The organism is Planctopirus sp. SH287 (assembly GCF_056500625.1).
The window spans coordinates 4,606,138-4,627,596 of the sequence record NZ_CM151403.1 but is presented as its reverse complement, the minus strand read 5'-3'; the positions used below and the strand labels follow the sequence as shown (position 1 = coordinate 4,627,596).

At 54.6% G+C, this 21,459-nt stretch carries 23 protein-coding genes; 7 read left to right on the top strand and 16 right to left on the bottom strand.

The annotated features are described in order from the left end of the window. Positions 1 to 69: 69 nt before the first annotated feature. The 8 genes from SH287x_RS17170 to SH287x_RS17135 all read right to left on the bottom strand — a co-directional run bounded on the left by SH287x_RS17170 (position 70) and on the right by SH287x_RS17135 (position 6,970). Complete coding sequence (locus tag SH287x_RS17170) at positions 70 to 489, bottom strand: hypothetical protein (RefSeq protein ID WP_479515610.1); 420 nt, start codon at positions 487 to 489, stop codon at positions 70 to 72. A gap of 445 nt (positions 490 to 934) precedes the next feature. Beyond that, positions 935 to 2,350 (bottom strand): PepSY-associated TM helix domain-containing protein, encoded by a 1,416-nt coding sequence (locus SH287x_RS17165; RefSeq protein WP_479515609.1) that lies wholly within the window; start codon positions 2,348 to 2,350, stop codon positions 935 to 937. A 192-nt stretch (positions 2,351 to 2,542) separates the two neighbouring features. Continuing rightward, the gene (locus tag SH287x_RS17160) at positions 2,543 to 3,031 is read right to left on the bottom strand and encodes a hypothetical protein (protein ID WP_479515608.1); all 489 of its coding nucleotides are present in this window, start codon (positions 3,029 to 3,031) and stop codon (positions 2,543 to 2,545) included. A 72-nt stretch (positions 3,032 to 3,103) separates the two neighbouring features. Then, positions 3,104 to 4,054, bottom strand: coding sequence for a DUF1559 family PulG-like putative transporter (locus tag SH287x_RS17155; protein WP_479518722.1), 951 nt, complete (start codon positions 4,052 to 4,054; stop codon positions 3,104 to 3,106). 328 nt (positions 4,055 to 4,382) lie between these two features. After that, positions 4,383 to 4,877 carry a TIGR03067 domain-containing protein gene (locus SH287x_RS17150; protein ID WP_479515607.1) on the bottom strand — a complete coding sequence of 165 codons (495 nt, stop codon included), beginning with the start codon at positions 4,875 to 4,877 and terminating at the stop codon, positions 4,383 to 4,385. A 63-nt stretch (positions 4,878 to 4,940) separates the two neighbouring features. Beyond that, the gene (locus SH287x_RS17145; RefSeq protein ID WP_479515606.1) at positions 4,941 to 5,228 is read right to left on the bottom strand and encodes a DUF1330 domain-containing protein; all 288 of its coding nucleotides are present in this window, start codon (positions 5,226 to 5,228) and stop codon (positions 4,941 to 4,943) included. A gap of 34 nt (positions 5,229 to 5,262) precedes the next feature. After that, positions 5,263 to 6,018, bottom strand: coding sequence for a glucose 1-dehydrogenase (locus SH287x_RS17140; RefSeq protein ID WP_479515605.1), 756 nt, complete (start codon positions 6,016 to 6,018; stop codon positions 5,263 to 5,265). A gap of 70 nt (positions 6,019 to 6,088) precedes the next feature. After that, the gene (locus SH287x_RS17135; RefSeq protein WP_479515604.1) at positions 6,089 to 6,970 is read right to left on the bottom strand and encodes an RNA polymerase sigma factor; all 882 of its coding nucleotides are present in this window, start codon (positions 6,968 to 6,970) and stop codon (positions 6,089 to 6,091) included. Between the two features lie 389 nt (positions 6,971 to 7,359). Here SH287x_RS17135 and SH287x_RS17130 point away from each other — a divergent pair, with 389 nt between their 5' ends. The 4 genes from SH287x_RS17130 to SH287x_RS17115 all read left to right on the top strand — a co-directional run bounded on the left by SH287x_RS17130 (position 7,360) and on the right by SH287x_RS17115 (position 10,043). Beyond that, positions 7,360 to 7,827, top strand: coding sequence for an Rrf2 family transcriptional regulator (locus tag SH287x_RS17130; protein ID WP_479515603.1), 468 nt, complete (start codon positions 7,360 to 7,362; stop codon positions 7,825 to 7,827). After that, complete coding sequence (locus tag SH287x_RS17125; protein ID WP_479515602.1) at positions 7,817 to 8,512, top strand: class I SAM-dependent methyltransferase; 696 nt, start codon at positions 7,817 to 7,819, stop codon at positions 8,510 to 8,512. The genes SH287x_RS17130 and SH287x_RS17125 overlap by 11 nt, the downstream gene beginning before the upstream one ends. 63 nt (positions 8,513 to 8,575) lie before the next feature. Next, positions 8,576 to 9,616: an NAD(P)/FAD-dependent oxidoreductase gene (locus SH287x_RS17120; RefSeq protein WP_479515601.1), complete on the top strand. Its 1,041-nt coding sequence runs from the start codon at positions 8,576 to 8,578 to the stop codon at positions 9,614 to 9,616. Positions 9,617 to 9,677: 61 nt separating this feature from the next. Continuing rightward, a complete protein-coding gene (locus SH287x_RS17115) occupies positions 9,678 to 10,043 on the top strand; it encodes a carboxymuconolactone decarboxylase family protein (RefSeq protein ID WP_479515600.1) in 366 nt (121 codons plus the stop codon). On the opposite strand, the gene SH287x_RS17110 is transcribed toward SH287x_RS17115, so the two are convergent. The 3 genes from SH287x_RS17110 to glgP all read right to left on the bottom strand — a co-directional run bounded on the left by SH287x_RS17110 (position 9,950) and on the right by glgP (position 13,818). Next, the gene (locus tag SH287x_RS17110) at positions 9,950 to 11,158 is read right to left on the bottom strand and encodes a PDDEXK nuclease domain-containing protein (RefSeq protein ID WP_479515599.1); all 1,209 of its coding nucleotides are present in this window, start codon (positions 11,156 to 11,158) and stop codon (positions 9,950 to 9,952) included. The genes SH287x_RS17115 and SH287x_RS17110 overlap by 94 nt on opposite strands. After that, positions 11,137 to 11,433 (bottom strand): hypothetical protein, encoded by a 297-nt coding sequence (locus SH287x_RS17105; protein WP_479515598.1) that lies wholly within the window; start codon positions 11,431 to 11,433, stop codon positions 11,137 to 11,139. The genes SH287x_RS17110 and SH287x_RS17105 overlap by 22 nt, the downstream gene beginning before the upstream one ends. Before the next feature lie 243 nt (positions 11,434 to 11,676). Then, positions 11,677 to 13,818, bottom strand: a complete 2,142-nt coding sequence (gene glgP, locus SH287x_RS17100) for an alpha-glucan family phosphorylase (protein WP_479515597.1) — start codon at positions 13,816 to 13,818, stop codon at positions 11,677 to 11,679. 656 nt (positions 13,819 to 14,474) lie between these two features. Here glgP and SH287x_RS17095 point away from each other — a divergent pair. Then, a complete protein-coding gene (locus SH287x_RS17095) occupies positions 14,475 to 15,527 on the top strand; it encodes a DUF1559 domain-containing protein (protein WP_479515596.1) in 1,053 nt (350 codons plus the stop codon). 264 nt (positions 15,528 to 15,791) lie between these two features. Further along, entirely contained in the window at positions 15,792 to 16,250 is a 459-nt protein-coding gene (locus tag SH287x_RS17090; protein ID WP_479515595.1) for a carboxypeptidase-like regulatory domain-containing protein, read from the top strand. A 93-nt stretch (positions 16,251 to 16,343) separates the two neighbouring features. Here the strand turns inward: SH287x_RS17090 and lipA are convergent, their stop codons facing one another. From lipA to SH287x_RS17075, 3 genes are all read right to left on the bottom strand, one after another. Beyond that, positions 16,344 to 17,318: a lipoyl synthase gene (gene lipA / locus SH287x_RS17085; RefSeq protein WP_479515594.1), complete on the bottom strand. Its 975-nt coding sequence runs from the start codon at positions 17,316 to 17,318 to the stop codon at positions 16,344 to 16,346. Further along, on the bottom strand, positions 17,284 to 18,051 hold the full coding sequence (locus SH287x_RS17080) for a lipoyl(octanoyl) transferase LipB (protein ID WP_479515593.1): 768 nt from the start codon (positions 18,049 to 18,051) through the stop codon (positions 17,284 to 17,286). The genes lipA and SH287x_RS17080 overlap by 35 nt, the downstream gene beginning before the upstream one ends. Before the next feature lie 179 nt (positions 18,052 to 18,230). Next, on the bottom strand, positions 18,231 to 18,446 hold the full coding sequence (locus tag SH287x_RS17075) for a DNA gyrase inhibitor YacG (RefSeq protein WP_479515592.1): 216 nt from the start codon (positions 18,444 to 18,446) through the stop codon (positions 18,231 to 18,233). 356 nt (positions 18,447 to 18,802) lie between these two features. Here SH287x_RS17075 and hisB point away from each other — a divergent pair, with 356 nt between their 5' ends. Continuing rightward, the gene (hisB, locus tag SH287x_RS17070) at positions 18,803 to 19,402 is read left to right on the top strand and encodes an imidazoleglycerol-phosphate dehydratase HisB (protein WP_479515591.1); all 600 of its coding nucleotides are present in this window, start codon (positions 18,803 to 18,805) and stop codon (positions 19,400 to 19,402) included. A gap of 99 nt (positions 19,403 to 19,501) precedes the next feature. Here hisB and SH287x_RS17065 read toward each other — a convergent pair whose 3' ends face one another. Both SH287x_RS17065 and SH287x_RS17060 read right to left on the bottom strand, forming a co-directional pair. Next, on the bottom strand, positions 19,502 to 20,041 hold the full coding sequence (locus SH287x_RS17065; protein ID WP_479515590.1) for a GNAT family N-acetyltransferase: 540 nt from the start codon (positions 20,039 to 20,041) through the stop codon (positions 19,502 to 19,504). Between the two features lie 110 nt (positions 20,042 to 20,151). Continuing rightward, positions 20,152 to 21,387, bottom strand: a complete 1,236-nt coding sequence (locus SH287x_RS17060; protein ID WP_479515589.1) for an aminotransferase class I/II-fold pyridoxal phosphate-dependent enzyme — start codon at positions 21,385 to 21,387, stop codon at positions 20,152 to 20,154. Positions 21,388 to 21,459: the final 72 nt, after the last annotated feature.

The window sequence follows — 21,459 nt, the reverse complement described above, 5'->3', positions numbered from 1 at the left end:
AGTTCCTGGTCTAGAGAAAAAACCGCCAATGCCCCTGAAACCCGTACCGCGTCCGGGTGATTGTGTGAATTAATTGACGGTGATGGTGTACTTTTCTTCGAGGGGCTTCTTCGTTCGGTCGAAAGTCTGTTTTGAGACAACGATGTCGAGAAGTCCCGCTTCAGTGGCTTCAACTTCGTATTCAGTGACCATGGCACCAATCATCGGCCGACCATCTTTGAATGTGCGTATCGAAGATTGACGAACAAGCTTCCCGGCTCCTTTAACGGCAATGGAGAGCGATCCACCCGCGACCGTCGATCCCGTGATCCGCAGCAGACTCCCTTTCTCGACGGTCGCCTTCTGTGGCCCATCAAGAACAATCACGTGAACGATCTGCCCCGCAGGCTCGCTTTCTTGAGCCTTCACCACCGGCATGCAAAGTGAGAGTGCCGCAAGTGTCGACAGAACGGCCACTGATGATGAAATCATGCTCGGTGACGAAGTCATGCGCATAGTCAATTCTCTCGCGAAGTGTCCCTCTTGGCTCCCGTGTAAAAATCACGGGAGCAGGTATGAGCATTCTCCAGCGAGAACTTGAACGCAAGGTTCAGATGGAAACTCCCGCGATCCCCCCGCTGATTTTTCAGAATAATGGTTCCATTTTGTCGAAATGACTGGAGTCACAAGCAACATGTCTTCTCGATGAAGTGAGGTGCTGACGATTTCACGGACAGTTCAACACACACAAGAAAAATGTTCTTCGGGTCTCACTTTACCCACGGTGCGACGTCATTTGACTTTGCTCAGACATCTGACATCACTAAAAAGTTCAAATCCCGCCAACAGTCACTTTCGCAACCACTGACGAGATTTGATGTGTGAAAATCGTCGGAGTGACATGACCGGATGCTATATAAACGATTTCCAGAGAACTGTTTCCTCCAGAGAGATGTCACTGCGGGGGAACTGTGGTCGCCGGTTCTTCTGAAGACACTGGTCGGATCCTCGAATGACGCAGTCGGCGGATTCCGTAGCGTAGAAACTCCCAGGCGAACAGAGCGATAAACGAAATGCCGATCAAGGGGAAGATCAAGCTGACTAGGATCAATGAGGCGATGAGCCATCGGGAAATCGGCTGATTTTCCAGTTTTCTGGGCAGAGCACGGGATGTTTGAGAATCTCCCTTCCCTTTTTTGAGTCGCTTCCACCACCAGATCAGATAGCCAGAGACGGACAGAATCGGAACCACTAGGCATGAGAGCAGAGCAATAATTTTTGTGGGGAGGCCGAAGATTGATCCGTAATGCACCGTCAGACAGAAAGTCCAGAAACGATCCATCACATGCATCTGATTCCAGGGTTTGTGAGCCACCTGTTGACCGGTGAATTGATCGAAAGTCCAAGTCTCCAGGTCTTCCAGCCGGTGCCATTGAGGGCGATGCTCGCGAATGGTGGCGAGCACAAAATGTGCTTTATCATTCCGGGGCAGCGTGACCTGCAGAGGAGTTCTCGGTGGTAATTGTGGACGGACAACCGCCAGGAGCTGATCGATAGCGATTCGGGTTTGATCTTCCTGGCGGACGGAAGCAGGAAGCTCTTTTTTTTTAGCCGAAGTCCATTGTTTCACACTCTGATACATGCTTCCGGAATAGGTGGAGAAGACCATTCCCGTCAGGCACATCAATAGAACGGCGATCCCTGTCCAGGCTCCCAGTGTATTGTGCAGCCGCCAGTTGACTTTATAAGCACTTCCTTGAGCTGAAAGTGTCAGGCCGTGTTTCAAGGCTTTCCACGTTTTGGGCCACCAGAGATAGAAGCCGGTCAGAGTGAGAATGATCATCCATCCGGTGATCAGTTCCATGATCGTACTACCGTTCTCGCCATTGAGCAGGCGGCGGTGAAGTTGCTCAACAATGCGGACAAACGATGTTTCCCGCATTCGCTCGCCGACGATTTCCCCCGTGTACTGGTTGATCCAGACATCATGAATCCCGCCTGACCGCAGGCGTTTGGCGTTCATGAGAAACTGATAAGGTTGATCTGCCCGCTCGGCCTGTCGATAGAAGATGATCGTTTCGTCAGGATATTGCTTGATGATCGTGTCAACAATTTGTTGATCAGGCAGGACAGTTGTGGCAGCTGTGATCGGAGGAGAAATCTTCCAGAGATCCGGTCGCAGCAGTTCATCAATCTCAGGGCTGAAAACCAGAATCGCTCCGGTAACCGCAATCAGAATGATTAAGGGCCCGCCCAGCCAGCCTGCATAAAGATGCCACTTCCAGAAGAGCTGACGATATGGAAATGCTCGCGGAGGGATGACAACGGCTGATTTGTCAGGCGAGGATTTTGCAACAGTATTCGGCAGCATCGTCTGACTACTTTTTGCTATGTGGACTACGAAACGATTGTACCGTTTCAGACACTGGCTTGAATTCAGGACTCGCTGGAGGGACAGTCCGGAACCTCATCTTCCTGCCGGTGAGGGTTGCCTCATCCTTGGCATAGCAAGCGCGAATGCCATTCTGTTTGAATCGTGGACGGCATCTGCGCTGAATTGATATTACTTTTGAGGCATTGCCGTTTGTGCAAGCCGCTGCACAGCTTTCGTCACATTGGCTTCACTTGCCTGAAGTTGAAATGGAGGAACTTCTACGTTGGATTCACCCACGTTGATGCGGAAGCTGGAGTTCGCTCGGTTGGCATATTTGCCATCCAGAAAGTCTTTAAGGCTATCGCTCCCATCGTACCAGCGCATCGTGACGATGTACTCACCTGCGACGGCTCCGTCCTTCTCGCCATTGGTTGATAGCTCGTACCTGCCCTCTGCATTCGTGACGGCGATAGGTCTGGCAGCATTGCCTTTGACGGATTCATCGACGTGCTGAAGACTGAGTACCACACCGCGATACGGCTTGCCGTTGATCAGGACTTGCCCGCGAACAGGCTGTTTGACCAGCCCGTCCCCACCGCTACCACATCCACTCAATGCCAGTGCTGCGAACATCAACACGATGTGGGCGTAGTAAGAAATCGCAATCACTGGTTTCATAAGATATCTTGCTCAGCATTACGAAAGTGAGACTGATCTCGACCAAATCTTCAGTTTGGGCAACACAAGACTTTAAAACTCTCCGGTGACGCGGCCGTCGTCCCGAATGATGAGTAGTTCGACTGTTGTCACATCAATATTCGCAGACAGGAATCTGACGGAGCCATCGCCCATGGCCACGTGAGCGCCACCTGAGTGAAAACTGAAAATGTTTCCGTTGGCACTGCTGCAATTCACGACACAATTTCCACCATTCTGAACCAGGCCATCTGTGCTGAATAGACGCAACGCCAGGCGATTGAATGTTGCCCAGTTCTTGAAATTCATGACAGAAGCTGTCGGAAGAACTTGTAATTGTCGGTTGTAATTACTTCCCCCCCCAGCGATTTCGCAGAACATCATGGTGTTGCTGAGGCCGTCGGTGACCTGACTGAGTTTGACGGAATTTGTAATGTCCCCGGTGTAAGGGAACATACCGTTGCCGTTGACACCGCCAGCTGTCTGGCTGTGAGAAACAGACGCATACTCGTTGATCCCCAGGAGCAGTTGATCCCCGGCATTGATTCCCCCTGAATAAGCAGTGGTCGTGGTCCAGGTAAAAGTGCCTTGAGCCACTGAGGATGGACATCGATAGACGGCAAGCGGTGTTGCGGCTAAAGCCAGATTGGGCTGTTCAGAGAATCCCAGGCTGTAATTCCATTTGTTGCCAATCGTTGCCTGATCCAAAAATGGGAGCAATCCCAGTGACCAGGTCGTATTGATCCGGGCAGGACTATTCACCGCCCAGGACTGACAGATCGGCAAGCGGGAGTAGACATCCGCATAATTGTGAGTTGCCAATGCGATCTGCTTCAGGTTGTTCCGGCACTGACTTCTTCGAGCCGCCTCTCGCGCCTGCTGGACAGCGGGCAAAAGGAGAGCAATCAGGACTGCAATGATCGCGATGACCACAAGAAGTTCAATCAATGTGAACCCTGCGGTCGCCCGAGTTGAGTTCCGCCGGTTCGCCGAAGTGAAACTCAAAGCGGAGTCAGATGCAGAGCCAATAGGAAGGTTGAACATTGGTAGGCCATTTGTGGGGGGGCATTGGAGAGGCCATAAAAGTACTGCAACTGAATCTCAATGTCAAACACTATTCGATCCACTTCTACTTTGAACATTCCGGCCAAGGCCCGTAGTGAAAACGCCTGAAACCATTTGCTGTTTGAATGTTACTCAAAATTAATGAGTCCTCGCTGCACGCTGAAAAACTGGAATTCCCCACGCATGATGGACTCTGGGGAAAGACCTTGTTCTTCCCAGTGAGGAGAGCATGGCGTGCTCCAGTGTCGTCTCGTTTTTACAGCAGAGTTCAAGCGCCAGACACTGCAACAGATGCAGTGGGATGGCCTCTCACAGGTCGAAATGGCACGACATCGGCAGTCGATCGCTTAAAATCGGTTGGACGGGGCTTTCCTGTCCATTGTCCATCTTTCCAAACGCCGACGACGCAGCAGACTTTCAGTTTGTCGCCGTTCAGTTCGTAGATCCCCAGAGCATCCCCGCCCTTCTTCTGCGACTCGTGCGAGCGGTGATCCCAGACTTTTGGCGTCGCCGCTGGATCGAGATTGAAAGTCCCGGCCCACAGTTCCTGCCCCTCGGCGTTCAGTGCCGCGTAGGTTCGATCCTTCCGGAAGACCAATCTTTTGGCTTCCTTCGTACTTCCCGGCGGTTGCACGGCGACGATCTCCCAGGTGCCGGAGAATTGCTCGATGGCAGCCCTCGTCGCTTTCTCGGGGCCTTTTTCATCTGCAATCGCTCCAAAGCTGAGGGCGAGTAAGGCGAGTGCCGATAGGATTGGCTTCATGAAATTGCTCCCATGATTAACAGGTATTGTTATAGCGATGAGTGGATAGTGGATTAAGAACGCTCAAACGCCTTCGACGATCAAGCCACGATAGACCGCGCCGCGATGCCGATGCTGAGCCGCCTCCTGGTAGGCCGGACTGTGATAAAAGTCACGGGCCTCTTCGAAAGTCGGGAACTCGGCAACGACGGCGCCTTCAACATCAGAACCCTCCAGGGTCAAATGTCTCCCGTAGGCGGCCAGCGCCTTGAGTGGGCGGCCCTCCAAAGCTCCCTTGACCTTCTCCCAGTAGACCTCCAATTCAGATTGGTCGAGTGTCGTTTCTCGAATAAATATCATGTAGGCGGCCATCTGTCTCTCCTTGATCAATGAGTAGGAATCAGGTTTAACGCAACCCGCCGGAAGCAAAGATGACTTCGCCAGTCAGCCAGCCGGAATCGTCCGAAGCAAGAAATGCAACAACTTTGGCGATGTCAGATGGCATGCCAGTTCGCCCTAACGGGGTCATGGCCACGAGTTGCTTTTCAAAGTCGCTGCCGACCCCATACAGTCCCGCCTGTTTCGTCCCCTCGCTAAGCGTGGCTCCTGGATTGACGGAGTTCACGCGAATTCCTCGTGAAGCAAGTTCTTTCGACAACACGCCAGTCACGGCATCAAGACCTGCCTTGCTGGCCGAGTAGATCGAGTATCCCGGTGGTTGGGCACGAGAGGCAACGGAGCTGATGTTGATGATGCTTCCGCCGTCGGAACTGAAGTGCTTCAGCGACTCCTGGATGGTCAGTAGCGGCCCGAGCAGATTGATGTTGATCTCGCGGTGGAACTTTTCCTCGGTGAGTTCCGCGATAGGGACAGCCTGATAGACTCCGGCGTTGTTGACCAGAATATCGAGCGGGCCAAATGCTTCTTTCGCCTGCTCAAAAAGCCGGGCGACATCGGCGACCTTCGCGACATCCGCCTGAATCGCGATAGCACGGCCGCCGGCATTGGTAATCTCATCGACGACCACTTCCGCTCCGGCCACATCGCTTACATAGTTCACCACGACTGCCGCACCTTTTGCGGCAAGTTCTTTGGCGATTCCTGCTCCGATTCCTTTGGATGCTCCCGTGACGAGAGCCACTTTGCTTTGCAATTTCGACATGATTTGTCCTCCTTGTTGCCCCCATAGACACCCCGGGAAGGAGACTGTGACAACTCTGTTCAAATTTTTTTCAGTTGAGGTGCAGAGAGTTCCTGAAATCGCCTTTGTCGAGAAGTTGCCTCAACCAGCGGATCTGATCGTTCGGCTCCAGAAATGGATGCTCGCGGAAGAGGGCTGCGTATTGTCCCTCCACGGTCGTCTCGATGCTCCGCACGACCCCTTCTGCCGCTTCCGAAATGCGTCGCAGATGCTGAGGGATGAATTGCAGGTGATCGGGATCAACATGCCCCGCCTCGATGAAACCCCTGGTTTTTTTCGCGCAGCGGCAGGGGTTGTTCGCGTTGACCAGTCCGCATTGTCCGTGCATGAACTGGTAGAGATCACGCCGGGCGCGTGAGAGGTTCTGCCGGAAGTTATCGGCGGTCATCTCCAGGATTTCGCTGCCGACCGTGTCGCTGGCACCCAGGATCTCACCGAGCGTGAAGATCAGCCGTTGCTTGCGATCCAGGCACAGCAGCATCCCCGTGGTGCAGGAGACTTTGGTTTCTTCGACCAACAGCGGCACATCGACCGGCACGGATTTCGGGTCGGGAGGATCGAGATCAGGGGTGTCGTTGATGGCGTCGGCGTAGCTGGAGAAAGTCTGAGGCCCCCTTTCACCGCCACGGCGTTTCATGTTCAACACATGGTTCGCTGTGATGCGGTAGAGCCAGGTACGAAACTGGCTTTCCCCCTGAAAGGTACTGAGTCGAGTGATGGCCTTGATCAACACTTCCTGCGTGACTTCCTCGGCATCCTGCGGGTGAAAGACCATGCGGACAGCGATGTTGTAGATCCACGATTGATGCCGGAGAATCAGCTTTTCCAGCGCCTCACCGCTGCCATGCCTGGCTTGCTCGATCAGATCCGTCTCTGTCGATTCATCGACAATTTCGGCAAAGGGATTGTGCATTTCCGCATTCCTCGTTGAGAACATCTCATTCACCTTTTTATCGGCAGAAACTCCTTGGACACACGAGGCAATGGACTGTGACAATCGCCTGTGAAATTGCAGCAACCACCCAAAACGTTCAAATCCCGCCAGTGGTTGCCAAAGCGACTGTTGTCGGGGCTTGAGCTGATGAATCAGTCGAGGTGACAAGACTTCGTTTGAACTTTTCCTCGTTCCGAATTCGGCTTGGAAACATGCCCGGCGGGATTTGGCGCAATCGTGCAACTCCTGAATTGGAAAAGCGTTGCGATCTTGATGATCTCTCTGTTCTCCCGTGCAACGTCCGGCCCCGATCTCGTCAATGTGGCAAAGACTTGACATCGGCCCTTTCATGTAACATGATTAGTTACATGAAACGCGATAGCAGACTTTCTGGTGTTCTTCATATCCTGCTCCACATGGCGGAGCGGACGGGGCCTGTCACCTCGGAAGACCTTGCCAGGATGATGGCGACCAATCCTGTGGTTGTCCGGCGAATCATGGCTGGTCTTAGACAGCAGGGGTATCTGAGGTCTGAAAAGGGACATGGCGGCGGTTGGACGCTGGCGTGTGACCTGTCGAAGGTGACGTTGCGGGACATTTATGTTGCGATCGGAAGCCCTTCGCTTCTCGCTATTGGAAACCGAACCGAAGCTCCGGGTTGTCTCGTCGAGCAGGCTGTAAACGCTTCGCTTCAACAGGCCTTCCATGAAGCGGAAGAGTTGCTACTCACCCGCTTTGGCGAAGTCACGCTGGCCATGCTGAGCGCCGACATCCACGTGCGACTGGCTGCTCGCGGCAACTCTCAAGGTCACGAGGAATCCGTTCATGCGCCCTGAGTCACCCCATTCCCAATTCGCGTTCTCAGATCCCGAGTTCGTTGCTCAGTACGCTGAGGGGCCGCCACGGTTTGTGCCTGGCTATTTCGACTTGCACCGTATGGCGGCGATTCTCCTGGCCGAATGCGTGCCTCGAAATGGCCGGATCCTTGTCCTTGGGGCTGGTGGAGGCCTGGAGCTGAAAGCGTTTGCGGAAACGCATCCCGATTGGACGTTCGACGGTGTCGACCCCTCCTCGGAAATGCTGAAACTGGCCGTTCAGACCCTCGGTCCGCTGGAACCTCGCGTGCGTCTGCACGAAGGCTATATCGACGATGCGCCGGATGGGCCTTTCGACGGAGCCACATGCCTGCTGACCTTTCACTTCCTGAGTTCGGAGGAACGGCGGCACACGCTGGCAGAAGTTCACCGCCGCCTCAAACCCGGTGCGCCCTTTGTGACTGTTCATGCCAGCCTTCCACACGGCGACGACCAGCGTAGTCGCTGGCTCGCTCGATACGCTGCGTTTGCGAAGACTTCCGGTGTCAATTCCGAACATGCGGAAACTGCACGCAAGGGTGTTCAAACGGGCGTGACGATACTCGCTCCCGAACAAGAGGAAGAGATGCTGCGTGGAGCGGGGTTCTCGAATGTCGGCCTGTTTTATGCCGCGTTGATCCTTCGTGGATGGATTTCATATGCGTGATTCTCTCCCACGAAAGCAACAGGGGCGAACGAATCGACACCACTGTTGTGAATCGGACAAGCCATGACTGCCAGCCATGACATCAGCCGCAGAGACGCCATCACCGTCATCGCCGGTGCGACGACGGGGCTGATGATCGCCAGTTCCCAGACACACGCCAAGGAGACGAAGATGCCGCCTTTCAGGTTTGACTATGACGTGGTGATTGTTGGTGGCGGACCGGCTGGACTCAGTGCCGCCCTGGTTCTTGGCAGGGCTTGCCGCAAGGTGCTGGTGTGCGACGAGGGCAAGCCCCGGAACCACACGTCTCCTGCCGTCCACGGCTTCTTCTCACGGGACGGGATCAGCCCGGCGGAATTACTCGACATCGGGCGAGAGCAACTGAAGCCTTATGCCGTTGAGTGGCGAGACGCTCTGGTCACGGACGCAGAGAAAGTGGACGGGGGCTTTCGGATCGTGATTTCTGACGGCAAAGCGGTGACGACCCGCAAGTTGATCCTGGCGACGGGCGTTAGGGATGAACTGCCTGAAATTGAGGGACTGCCCGTCTTGTGGGGGACCGAAGTATTTCACTGCGCGTACTGCCACGGATGGGAAGTTCGGCATCAACGGTGGGCATTCATCGCGAGAGGAGATCAGGCCGTCGAGTGGGGCACTGAACTGCTGGGATGGACGACGAATTTGACTTTCTGCTCAAACGGAGCGGCGAAATTGAGCGGCGCCGATCGAGACATCCTCAATGACTTGGGCATCCTGGTTCGGGAAGAGGCAATCCAGCGATTGGAAAGCGAGAATGGCATTCTGAAAGCCATCGAATTTGATCGTGGGGAGAAGCTTGAACTCGATGCTCTATTCATCCGCACAACGATGGTGCAGCGGTCGTCCCTTCCGAAGAAGCTCGGCTGCAAGCTGGAATCGGTCGATGGAGGATTCAGGGACGCTGTGGATGCCGACCTTTTTGGAGCGACTTCCGTCCCTGGGCTGTATGTCATCGGGGATGCTTCCCGTGGCGCGCCGTCAGTGACGACCGCCGTTGCGGATGGATCGCTGGCAGCAGTGATGGCAAATAAGGCGATTGCCAAAGAAGACGCCGAACCGAAATAAAGGCCCCCTCTTTCATTCGATAGGGTTCATTCAATAGAGTTCATTCGACACGTAGAACAAGATGCAATCTCGCATGATGAACCCCATGATGGTCATTCCTGATGTGATGCCTGCCCTTATGGAAATGGCGAAGGCATTAGGGACTGCACGCGTGTCGCCGACAATATTAAGCCTCGTTAGTCTGAGGGCAAGTCAGATCAACGGAAGCAGCGTTTGCGTTGATCTGCACAACCGCAAGTCTCTCGGCGCAGGCGAAACCGATAGACGTTCGGTGGTCATAGGGGGGCCTTGGTTTTCAGTGCTCAGTAAGAAGGAAATCACTGAAAACATCCCTCACTTCTTCGGTTGCTTCTTCTTGGCTGGCTTCGATGTCTTGACGGTCTTGCGATTTTTTGGCGCAGTGAGTGCTGCCGATTCATCCGGTTGAGCCGAAGCCGATTCAGCCAGTTCGGCTTCGATTTCTTCTACCGTCGGCAGAGCTGATTTCAGGCTCGGCGGCAATGCGCGGGTCAATTCATATTCCGAGATGCCGATAGGCTTCTCGACACCACGCAGCGTATATTCAGCGACGATATGGTTGCGATCCTGACAGAGGATCAAGCCGATGGACGGCGCGTCGGCTTCGTGGCGAATCTGGTCATCGACAACGCTCAGGAAGAAGTTCATCTTGCCCGCATACTCGGGCTTGAACTCCCCTTTCTTCAGGTCGATCACAACGAAGCAACGCAGCTTCAGGTGGTAGAACAGCAGGTCGATGTAGAACTCGCGGTCGCCCACCTTCAGATAATACTGGCGGCCGACGAACGCGAAGCCTTGCCCGAGTTCCAGCAAGAAACGTTCAAGCTGGTGCAGGAGAGTGGTTTCGAGTTCCCGCTCGTGGAACGGTTCCTGGAGCGTGAGAAAATCGAAGATGTACGGGTCTTTGAGTGTCTGCTGAACAAGGTCGGACTGCGGCGACGGAAGCAACCGCTCAAAATTGGTGATGGCCTTGCCCTGGCGGGCGTGGGCATCGGACTGGATCATCGCCAGCAGGACGTTGCGACTCCATCCATTGGCGAGAGTCTGCGTCATGTACCACAGGCGAACCGCCCGGTCTTTGACCTTCTCCATCAAGACGACGTGATGCGCCCAGGGGATCGACCAGAGCAAAGAATCTGGTAATTGTGCCGCCAGCCGCGGTACTTTTTCGGATGTCTTCAATTTCGCCACAGTCGGTGGCGAAAACTCTGCTGGATCGGAATAAGTCCGATAGAAGGCAATCATCCGATCGAGATTCCGCTCGGAAAAGCCCTTTTCCTCGGGCAGTTCGTTCTTCAGTTCCCGCGCCAACCGAGGGATGACGGCAGCTCCCCAGCCTTCCAGTTGCTGCCTTGCGGCGATGATGCGGCCGATGTCCCAGTAAAGCTGGATGAGTTCGGCATTGACCGACAACATCGCCCGCGTCTGGGCCTCTTGAACGCGTCCTTTGATCTCCTTCAAGAGGTTCGGAAAGTCGGCGGGCACGGAAAGATTTGTCTTGCTCATGTGACCCTCCAGTGCCATGTGAAGATTTCGACGCACGAAGTTTGCTGCTGAAGGCGGCGGCTGATCTTATCGGGCAGGGCGTTTTTTTGCTTGCCCACATCCCGGCTGGCGGCATCATAGGCTCGCCATGAATCATCCCGTTTTGTTTCCAGTCCCCGCAGCTTCCGTTGGAAGTCGAGTTTCTCCGGCAGGTTGGGAGCCAGCCGGGCGGATTTCTTCGCCTCTTTGATGCTCTGGTCAAGTTTCTCCAGATCGGCCTTGAGCGCGGCGATCCTCGGCCCATTTCTGGGCAATGAGTAATACGAATCGCAACTTGAAATGGCGAGTTGATGACCTCAAAAGCATGCTTGCCCAAAGCTGCAAGTAGGGCACACCAAGTAGGGCACACAGAGCGCTGTTTCAAATGAGAGTGCGTAGAGGACTCTGGAGTTCACACGGGGCTTGATAATAAAAATGCCGCTCTGGCAGGCATGACCAGAGCGGCATCTGAAGTGTGATTGATCCTGCATTCACAGGAACATGAAGAGCAAATCGGATCAGGCGAAGCGATCCATATCGCAGTATTCGCCACCAGCGGCAGGGATATAGCCCTTGAGGACATAATCCATCACCTGGCGGTCGCTATTAAAGCGCCATCCCAATGTGCGAACGGAACGTTTCATGGCCTTGATCCAATGGTGCGGCTGGCCGTGTTCGTCACGGTCGTAGAACAGAGGAATGACTTCCTCTTGCAGCACTTTCATCAAAGCCTTGGCGTCGCGTTCGTCCTGGATTTCCTGATTGGAATGGATACGTCCATTGCCAATGGCAAACCCGTTCAGGCCATCATAGGCTTCTGCCCACCAACCATCGAGAATCGAACAGTTGAGGCCGCCGTTGAGCACCACCTTCTGGCCGCTGGTGCCCGAGGCTTCCAGAGGACGACGCGGGTTGTTCAACCAGACATCGACCCCCTGAACCAGATGGCGAGCCAGATTCATATCGTAGTTCTCGACAAGCACCACCTTGCCCTTGAAAGCAGGGTCTTGCGACATCTTGAAGATTCGCTGAAGAATCCCCTTACCGAAGTCGTCAGCCGGATGGCTCTTACCCGCAAACACCAGTTGCACCGGCCGCTCGGAATCGGCCACGATGCTGGCCAGTTGCTGAACATCTTTCAGCACCAGATCGGCTCGTTTGTAAGGGGCGAATCGTCGGGCAAAGCCGATGGTCAAGGCTTCGGGGTTGAGCAGCGTTTCCAGCTCTGCCAACTCTTTTTTGCTTTGATTCAACCGCTGAGCACGAGTGATCATGCGACGGCGAACCATGGCAATGAGTCGCTGCTTGAGCGCTTCGTGAGCTTCCCAGAACTCGCCGCTGGAAATGCTTTCAAAGTTCTTCCAGGTGTCGGCTTCCCCGCTGGTTGTCTTCCAGTCGGGAGGCAGCACGCGGTTGTAGACTTCTGCCAATTGCGGAGCCAGCCATGTCGAAAGGTGCACACCGTTCGTGATGTGACCAATCGGCAGTTCATGCTCGGCTTTGTTCGGCCAGAGTCCACCCCACATACGTCGGCTGACAATGCCGTGCAGAGCCGACACACCGTTCGCACGCCGACTGCATCGGAATGCCAGCACGGTCATCGTGAATGGCTCGTTGGGATCAGAGGCATTGACGCGCCCCATGCCGATCAGACCGACAGTGCCGATGCCCAATTGATCGGCCGTTGGCCCGAGGTGCTCATCGATCATGTCGTAACCGAAACGGTCGTGCCCGGCGGGCACCGGCGTGTGCGTGGTGAAGACGCACATTTCGGTGGTTTCACGCATGGCGTCGACGAAAGTCATGCCATCGTCGACCATGCGCTGGCGAATCAGTTCGAGGGTGGCGAAAGCCGAGTGACCTTCGTTCATATGGACGACGTTGGGAACGATGCCCATCTGGGCCAACGCGCGGACGCCGCCGATCCCGAGAATGACTTCCTGTCGGATGCGGATGCGGACATCACCGCCATAGAGCCGGGCGGTCAGACGGCGGTCTTCCGGGGTGTTCTGTTCGATATTGGTATCGAGCAGGAACAAGCGGACGCGACCGACATTGACTTGCCAGGCCTGTGCAAAGATGGAACCCGTGCGGGTCTCAACCTGAACAATCACGTCCTTTCCATCCAGCCCCTTGGCCTTCTGAATCGGGAGTCGATGATTGGAGACAGGATCGTAGATTTCACGCTGCCAGCCGGTCTCATCAATTTGCTGAGAGAAGTAGCCTTCGTTATAGAGCAGACCCACAGCGACCAGTGGCACGCCCAGATCAGAAGCACTCTTCAAATGGTCGCCAGCGAGCACACCCAGACCACCGGAATAATTCGGAAGTGACTCGTGAATTCCGAACTCTGCGGAAAAGTAAGCGACAGGCTTTTGCCCCAGAATCCCGGCGTTGAGGGCACCCCAGGTGTTCTTGTCGTGAAGGTACTCTTCGCAGCGACGATAGGCGTAATTCACGCGGGAATGCAGTACCGACTCACGGGCACGTTCTTCCAGCTGATCTTCGGTCATGCCTTCCAGCAGGAGGACTGGATTGTGATCCAATTCTCGCCACTTGGATGCATCCAGATCGCGGAAAATCGACGTGACGTCTGGTTGCCAGCACCACCAATAATTACGTGCTAGCGCGAAAAGCTTGTCCCGAAATGACTTGGCCATGAACCACTCATCCTCGTGAACTGAAGTGACTAAAACTGTGAATGGAGAGATCAGAGGTCGAGGATCTCATTCCGCCTGAACGATCCCACCTGAATTGGCAGGACAGTGCGGGCAGTCTAACGGCCAACTCGCCATCATGCTTGTGGGTGATGACGAATTTCCCCTGAATTACCACGAAGTGACTCATCGAACCGCAAACGGAATGCCCATTCTGTCGGCAACTCGCCAAGAAATCGATCTTTCACCTGTGCTGCACAGCCTCAGACGATTTTTCTCGCAGTGTTTTCTGGTGAAGTGATCCGCTTCACAGATGAATATGCTCGCCTTGCGGGCGAAGGCTGCCTTGTTATGTCGCAGAGACAGATTGCTCGACTTTCCTGAGCCGCTTCTCATTCCATTGGCCAGCCTTCCTTCGACTTGTTGAGTCGTATCCCCTCACCCACATCTCCTGGCGCGCAAAGAAACTCAATCCATAGATCGTGATTCACAAGTTTTTCAACAATTTCAGCATATTTTTGTCAAATTCCGGTGACTTGGGATATTAGAAATTGACGAATAGGAGTCGGTCGATACGATCACTATTGGCCTCTCTTCGATAGGTGATTCCACCTGCTGGCCTTTCAGTTTTTTTCAATTTTCCTGCCCAGGACTCTCAAATGACTCCTTCTATTCGACGCAAGACCCGCGGGTTTACATTGATTGAGTTATTGGTGGTGATTGCCATCATTGCGATTTTGATTGCTCTTTTGCTGCCCGCTGTCCAACAAGCCCGCGAGGCGGCCCGTCGGACGCAGTGCAAAAACAATCTCAAACAGCTGGGGTTGGCTCTGCACAATTACCACGACACTTTTGGTGTGTTTGCCCCCCGGCAGACCGGTTCGGGAACACCTACTTCCGGTGGAATGCGAACCCGACTCAGCGGGTTTGTCAGCCTGCTGCCTTATCTGGATCAGACCCCGCTCTTCCAGCAGATTCAGTCCGGGACGGAAACACCGTGGACAACCGGCGGTTACTGGATGAAGGATCTGCCTGCTTTATTGTGCCCCTCGGATCCGTTGGGGGCACCGCCTAACAGCAGCATGACCGGACGGTATAATTACAGTTTCTGCAGCGGTGACAGCGTCACATCCTCGGGCGGAAACGGTAGTTCAACAACACCGATCGTAGTTCGCTCTCGCGGTATGTTTGGTTCACTCATTTGTTATGGCATTCGTGATGCTTTGGATGGCGCCAGCAACACCATCGCCATGTCAGAAGGTGTTCGCGCCACAGGAGCCAATACGCTGGGGAAAATTGGCAGTCCAGGGGGCGTGACCAATCCCGCCGCTTGCAATGCCATGTTTGACCGCAGCACCCGCACCTATCCTGGCGGGGGATGGGGTTCTGATGTCGCCTGGGGCTTCCGCTGGGGCGATGGAGCCGGCTTCCATTCCGGTTTCACAACAGCTCTGGCACCGAATGGCCCATCCTGCTCCGACAATTCCACGATTGGCCACTGGAATGCCACCGTCAATACCGCCAGCAGCCGCCATACGGGTGGTGTTCACTGCCTGATGACCGACGGGGCTGTCAGGTTTGTGAGCGAGAACATCAATACTGGTGATCAATCCGCTGCCTGGGCCGGAATTAACGACGGTGGCGCATCGCCTTTCGGTGTCTGGGGGGGATTGGGATCGCGCGCCGGTGGCGAAACAGTCGGTGAGTTTTAGTTAGTAGTTATTAATTAGTAGGGTGCATGGAGTTCCGACGAAATGCACCAGCAAACGTCAATAGATATCTAGGGCGTTCACCGCCGCATATTTGAAATTGGTGCATGGGCATGCACCCTACCGGAAGATGGAATATATAAGATTTCAAACCCCGCAGGGTGCATAAAGTTCCGACAAAATTTACCAAGCGTCGTTGATCGATATTCATAGTCAACGACGATTCTGTCTCTATTGTTCAATCTGTTATGGCGAAAAAGGCTCGACATGCGTCATCTTCCAATTATCGGCTGTCTGGCCCTGGCCTGCTGTCTGGGTTGCGGCAGCGAAACAGACAAGCTGAAAGCACAGCGACCTAAAACCGCTCCCGCTTCAGGTGTCGTGACCTTCAAAGGTGAGCCGCTTGCTGGTGCGATTGTCGTTTTCGTGCCACAAACAGGTGGAACAGCAGCCTCCAGCGCAACTGATTCGTCGGGACATTTTGACGCGAAAGCCTTCGCCCCCGATCCCGGTGCCGTTCCCGGTACTTATCGTGTGACTGTCACAAAGAACGCACCTGTCCCCGATGCCCCTGCAACACCCGCCAGCCATGACTCACCGATGGCGAAGGAGACAAAGCCAGTTTCGCTCATCCCGGCTAAATATACAGACCCCAAGAAAACACCCCTCACCGTTGAAATCGGAGAGAAGGGGAATACGGATATCAAACTGGAACTGACTCCATAAGGTTGACATTACATAAACGCCAGCAAGGCCTTCTCATCATGCGCGAGAAGGCCTTGCTGGCGTTTTATATTTCACTATTGTTTATCTATTTCTTTACTTAGCCGCATGTTCGGCCATTTCCCCGGCATGGTAGCTGGAACGGACAAACGGCCCACTGGCGACCATGGAAAAGCCCAGGCCACGAGCCAGTTCGCCCAGTTCATCAAATTCTTCGGGAGGGACATATCGCTCGACGGGCAGCATGTCGGGAGTCGGCTGGAGGTACTGGCCCAGCGTCAGCATGTCACAATCGACGGCACGGAGATCTGACAACACTTCCAGCAGTTCATCACGTGTTTCCCCCAGGCCAAGCATCAGGCCCGTTTTGGTCAACATGGCGGGGGCTTCTTCTTTGACCTGAGCCAGCAGGTTCAGAGTTCTCTGGTATTCGGCATTGCGGCGAACGCGGTGATACAGCCGGGGAACGGTCTCCGTGTTGTGATTAAAGACATCAGGTCGAGCTTCAATCACGCGGGAAATCGCGGCCCGGTTCCCCTTAAAATCGGGTGTGAGCACCTCGACTTGAGCACCGGTGCGTTCTCTCACCGCAAGAATGCACTCATAGAAGTGATTGGCGCCGCCATCAGGAAGATCATCACGCGTTACCGACGTGATCACCACATGCTTGAGGCCCAACCGGGCGGCAGCTTCGGCCACGCGGCCGGGTTCATCAATCTGGACGACTTCCGTCTTACCACGAGGGACAGAGCAGAAGCCGCAGGGCCGGGTGCAGACGTTGCCCAGCACCATGAACGTCGCTGTTTTCGATGACCAGCATTCCGTGCGATTAGGGCACTTGGCGCTGTCGCAAACCGTTTCCAGGCGAAGATCAGAGATGACGTCCGAAGTGTATTGCATGCCCGCTTGCGGCAAAGGTCGCTTGAGCCACTTGGGCAATCGCAAGCGTGTGGGTGTGGTGGCCAGTTCCAAGTGAGGACTGGCTGTTGATCCACAGGAGGAGGGAACTCCGGCGCTGGCAGGCGTTTCACAGCCGCTAGGCAGAATGGGCAGCAGGTTGGGTGAAGACATAAACTTTCCTGACGGTTCGCCGGAGCAGAGGATGTCCGGTCGTCAAATGATAGCGGGGATAGTCGAGTGCGGCTGCCAAGTGGCGAACAAAAGTTTCACGAACGGATGCAATGGTGACCGGCGCGCGGCGATGTGCTGCCAGTGTCGAGACACGTCCATCATGTGTTCCCCAATCGACCAACCGCAAGGCTGGCGGGGGAATGGCCACGTTAATGAACACTCCTTGATGGGTTATCCCCCTACGGCAACCGGCTCCAATGAAGGCATATTGCCCGCTGCGGCCTGCCAGTCCCGGTGATTGAGGATGTGATAATCCAGGAGCTTTCAGCTCATTGGTCATCGCAATCAGCGCCTGTTCCAGCCGCGTACGGTACTCCAGCAGTGACCAGCCTTTACGGTCAATCGGCAGCAGGATGTAAGCGGCCAGTTGTCCCGGAGTATGCACCCAGGTTCCGCCGGGGCGATTGATCCATTGAACAGGCATTTCCCGCGAGGTGAATTCGACAGGATCTGCGAGAATATCGGCCTGGCTCCCCTGCCGACCAATCGTCACGGTGGCGGGATGTTCGCAAAAGAGGGCATAGCCCTTGGTGTCGTCGCGGGCCAGTAATTCTTCGAGCAGTTGTTCTTGCAAACGCTGGCCCGAATCGAAATCAACCATCCCCAACAGGTGGAAGTGAAGCGCGGAGGAATGTTTCGCAATCCGGCTCCAATTCGAGGAAGGGGTGGGCATCAGTTAGTCGCTTGGCCAGAAGTGAACAGGTGGTTCGTGGGGAAAATTCGCGGACACGCTTCATTTTAGCAACTGCCCAGGAGCCGATCAGTCCCTCGACACCAGTTCAATAAACTTTCTGTGATGAAATCTCTGGTTGATCGGGGGAACCCGGCGATCTTTGTCGATTGGAAGCGAACTTAATCATCGCCCGTGTCCTCTCCCTCAAGACGCTTCTGCGCCTCGATTTCCAGAAGCTGATCTTCGTCAAGATCATCGACAATCTGGTATTTACCGTCCCACCAACGAGAAAAATCGACCACTTTGCATCGTTCACTACAGAACGGGAAATAGGCGTTTACGGTGGCTTGTTGGGCGACCTTATTACAAATGGGGCAAGTTGTTGGCCGGATCATCTTGAGTCCTCTGAAGCTCGGCGCCTCAATGGTGCAGAGTCACAAACGAGCAGTTTGGGGAATGTGTGAGAACTTTGAATTATAACGCCTCCTGGAAATAATCAGTCACCTGCCAGCAGAAATCCTGTGCGGCAAGAGGTGCCTGGCAGACAATTCCAGATGTCCTTTGACGGATCGATGGCCGTTCTCTGTTTTTCGTGAGACCCCTCGTTTGTTTCCTGAAAACGGTATAGTGTCCAACGAAAACACCTGCCCGATTTCTGAATGAGCGGCTTCTCTGCCAAAAATCGGCCATCATGAAGAATGCAGGCCCACTGGAATTGTCTGACGCAAATCTTTGGCTCTGGAAAACTCTTATGCCTGCTCCCCGAACGGCTCGGATTGAACGGAATACCTTTGAAACCAGGATCAAGCTGGCCATCAATCTTGATGGCAGCGGCATCGCCAAAATTGCCACCGGCGTGGGATTTCTCGATCACATGCTCACGCTGTTTGCCAAGCATGGACTGTTTGATCTGGAAGTCACCTGCCAAGGGGACACCCACATTGATGACCATCACTCTACCGAAGATATCGGCATCTGCCTGGGGAAAGCGCTGCTGGAAGCGATTGGAGATAAGGCCGGCATCACACGGTATGGCAGCATGACATTGCCCATGGAAGAGACGCTGGTCACTTCGGCGCTGGATCTCTCGGGCCGGATGAAGTTTATCTATAAAGTGGAATTTCCCACGGAGAAAATTGGCAGTTTCGATACGGAGCTGGTGGAAGAGTTCTGGCAAGCCGTTGCTGCTAATGGCTTGATGAATCTCCATCTGGTACTGCATCACGGCACCAACAGCCATCACATCAGCGAAGCGATTTTTAAGGGAACCGCCCGCGCGCTGCGTCAAGCGGTTGCCGTCGATCCTCGCCAAACCGGCGTCCCATCCTCCAAAGGAACGCTGAACACCTAACGCTTCTGATCGCGTATCAGATGTGTAGATACCAATGCGCAAGCGGGAGAGGGCGTTTTCTTGGGCAAGCTCTGAGTGTCCCATAGAAAAGCCGGGGCGTTATGCCAATTCTTTTCCCATGCGAAGCATCGGGACAGCGGCGCCACCCCGTTCATCTTCAATGCGTTCAATGGATCGATAACCACATGCAAGATAGAGGGGTTCGCCGGCCATTGTTGCCATGAGTTCGGCTTTCGTGAATCCCTCGTCTTTGGCCGCTTTTTCACAGAGGGAGAGGATCAGCCGACCGACCCCTCTGCGAGTAAAGTTCGGGTGTGTGTACATGGCTCTGATCCTGGCAGAATCGCATCGAGGATCAAGGAGTTCTGCGCTGCGACCGGGCGTCTGGTCACCTCCATAAAGCGTTGCCCGGCGACTCCACCCTCCGCAACCAGCAACTTGCCCCTCGGCTTCGACGAGGAAATAGGTTCCATCTTCGATCAATTGGGTATCCAAGCCCATGATCGTGCGGCTGGACTGGATTTGATCCTGATCGAGAAAGGGTTTTTGCAACTCGAAAATCGCGGCGTCCATCAATGCCCGCAGCGATTCAATATCAGCCAGAGTGGCGAATCGGTGGCTGAGAGAAACATCTGTCATGTCTCTGGCATTCCACAAAGAAGGAACCCGGCAATTGCAGCAGGCAAAGCCGGGTTCCTGATGATCATGACTGAACTATCGCACGGGATCACTCATAAAGGGATCACTCATTAAACCGTGGCGGCGCCTTCGGGCTTGAGGCATTTGCCGATGGCTCGGACAGCTTGGCGCAAACGCTGTGAGTTTTCGACAAGAGCCAGACGCAGATAGCCTTCGCCTTCTTCGCCGAATCCACGGCCGGGTGAAACTGCGACGCCGGCTTCATCGAGCAGCTTCATCGAGAAATCGATGGATCCCATTTGTGCCCAAGGCTCGGGGATCTTAGCCCAGACAAACATCCCGGCTGAAGGACGTTCGATTTCCCAGCCAAGGCGCGTCAGGCCATCGACCAGAGCATCGCGGCGGTGCTCATATTCCTTGGCAATGCTTTCCACAGCCGACTCGCAATGACGCATGGCAACGATGGCGGCAATCTGAATCGACTGGAAAATACCATAGTCGTAGTAACCTTTAATGGTGGCGAGAGCACGCACCATCTCGCGGTTGCCGCAGCAAAAGCCGATCCGCCAGCCCGCCATGCTGAAGCCCTTGGACATGGTGGTCAGTTCGACACCCACGTCGATGGCACCGGGGGTGGAAAGGAAGCTGGGGGCCTTGTAGCCGTCGTAGCAGATGTCGGCATAGGCAAAATCGCTGATAACGAGGAACTTGTACTTCTTGGCCAGCGCCACCAGTTCATCGAAGAAGCTTTGCTCGATGCAGGTTCCCGAGGGGTTATGCGGGAAATTGACAATCACCAGTTTCGGCTTGGGAAAAAGGTGTTCGCAGGTGTAAGCCACGTTTTCGAGGAACTTATGTGGCTCGCGAACATCAAGCTGAATCACGTTGCCGCCGGCGAGCATGACCGAATAGGCATGAATCGGGAAGGTCGGTGCCGGGACAATGGCGGTGTCACCTGGCCCCATCAGCGCCAGGCACATATGGCTGAAGCCTTCTTTTGATCCCAGGCAGGCGATGACTTCATCGTCCGGATTCAGGCGGGCGCCGTAAATGCGATGGTAACGAGCGGCGACTTCCTTACGCAGGTTGCTGATGCCGTTAGCGACCGAATACCGGTGATTGCGGGGATCGGCGAGCGACTCCTTCATCTTATCGGTAATCAGTGGATCCGGCGGATCTGTGGGGTTGCCCATGCCCAGATCGATCACATCAATCCCCGCCTGACGCTTCTGATACTTGAGCTTATTAATCCGCCCAAAGAGATAGGGCGGCAATCGCTTCAGCCGATCTGCCACAGGGATTGAAAAAGCGGAATCGGAGACGGGAACTTCAGATTCGTTACGCATGGCAGACTGAGCCTGATCATCCAGTTATGAAAAACACGGGGCATGCGGCTGACACAAAGATCAAGAGCGAGG

Excerpts from the sequence above, each read along its gene's own strand:
- SH287x_RS17170 (WP_479515610.1), bottom strand. The coding sequence starts at position 489 with ATGACTTCGTCACCGAGCATGATTTCATCATCAGTGGCCGTTCTGTCG.
- SH287x_RS17165 (WP_479515609.1), bottom strand. The coding sequence starts at position 2,350 with ATGCTGCCGAATACTGTTGCAAAATCCTCGCCTGACAAATCAGCCGTT.
- SH287x_RS17160 (WP_479515608.1), bottom strand. The coding sequence starts at position 3,031 with ATGAAACCAGTGATTGCGATTTCTTACTACGCCCACATCGTGTTGATG.
- SH287x_RS17150 (WP_479515607.1), bottom strand. The coding sequence starts at position 4,877 with ATGAAGCCAATCCTATCGGCACTCGCCTTACTCGCCCTCAGCTTTGGA.
- SH287x_RS17145 (WP_479515606.1), bottom strand. The coding sequence starts at position 5,228 with ATGGCCGCCTACATGATATTTATTCGAGAAACGACACTCGACCAATCT.
- SH287x_RS17140 (WP_479515605.1), bottom strand. The coding sequence starts at position 6,018 with ATGTCGAAATTGCAAAGCAAAGTGGCTCTCGTCACGGGAGCATCCAAA.
- SH287x_RS17135 (WP_479515604.1), bottom strand. The coding sequence starts at position 6,970 with ATGCACAATCCCTTTGCCGAAATTGTCGATGAATCGACAGAGACGGAT.
- SH287x_RS17130 (WP_479515603.1), top strand. The coding sequence starts at position 7,360 with ATGAAACGCGATAGCAGACTTTCTGGTGTTCTTCATATCCTGCTCCAC.
- SH287x_RS17125 (WP_479515602.1), top strand. The coding sequence starts at position 7,817 with ATGCGCCCTGAGTCACCCCATTCCCAATTCGCGTTCTCAGATCCCGAG.
- SH287x_RS17120 (WP_479515601.1), top strand. The coding sequence starts at position 8,576 with ATGACTGCCAGCCATGACATCAGCCGCAGAGACGCCATCACCGTCATC.
- SH287x_RS17115 (WP_479515600.1), top strand. The coding sequence starts at position 9,678 with ATGCAATCTCGCATGATGAACCCCATGATGGTCATTCCTGATGTGATG.
- SH287x_RS17110 (WP_479515599.1), bottom strand. The coding sequence starts at position 11,158 with ATGGCACTGGAGGGTCACATGAGCAAGACAAATCTTTCCGTGCCCGCC.
- glgP (WP_479515597.1), bottom strand. The coding sequence starts at position 13,818 with ATGGCCAAGTCATTTCGGGACAAGCTTTTCGCGCTAGCACGTAATTAT.
- SH287x_RS17095 (WP_479515596.1), top strand. The coding sequence starts at position 14,475 with ATGACTCCTTCTATTCGACGCAAGACCCGCGGGTTTACATTGATTGAG.
- SH287x_RS17090 (WP_479515595.1), top strand. The coding sequence starts at position 15,792 with ATGCGTCATCTTCCAATTATCGGCTGTCTGGCCCTGGCCTGCTGTCTG.
- lipA (WP_479515594.1), bottom strand. The coding sequence starts at position 17,318 with ATGTCTTCACCCAACCTGCTGCCCATTCTGCCTAGCGGCTGTGAAACG.
- SH287x_RS17080 (WP_479515593.1), bottom strand. The coding sequence starts at position 18,051 with ATGCCCACCCCTTCCTCGAATTGGAGCCGGATTGCGAAACATTCCTCC.
- SH287x_RS17075 (WP_479515592.1), bottom strand. The coding sequence starts at position 18,446 with ATGATCCGGCCAACAACTTGCCCCATTTGTAATAAGGTCGCCCAACAA.
- hisB (WP_479515591.1), top strand. The coding sequence starts at position 18,803 with ATGCCTGCTCCCCGAACGGCTCGGATTGAACGGAATACCTTTGAAACC.
- SH287x_RS17065 (WP_479515590.1), bottom strand. The coding sequence starts at position 20,041 with ATGACAGATGTTTCTCTCAGCCACCGATTCGCCACTCTGGCTGATATT.
- SH287x_RS17060 (WP_479515589.1), bottom strand. The coding sequence starts at position 21,387 with ATGCGTAACGAATCTGAAGTTCCCGTCTCCGATTCCGCTTTTTCAATC.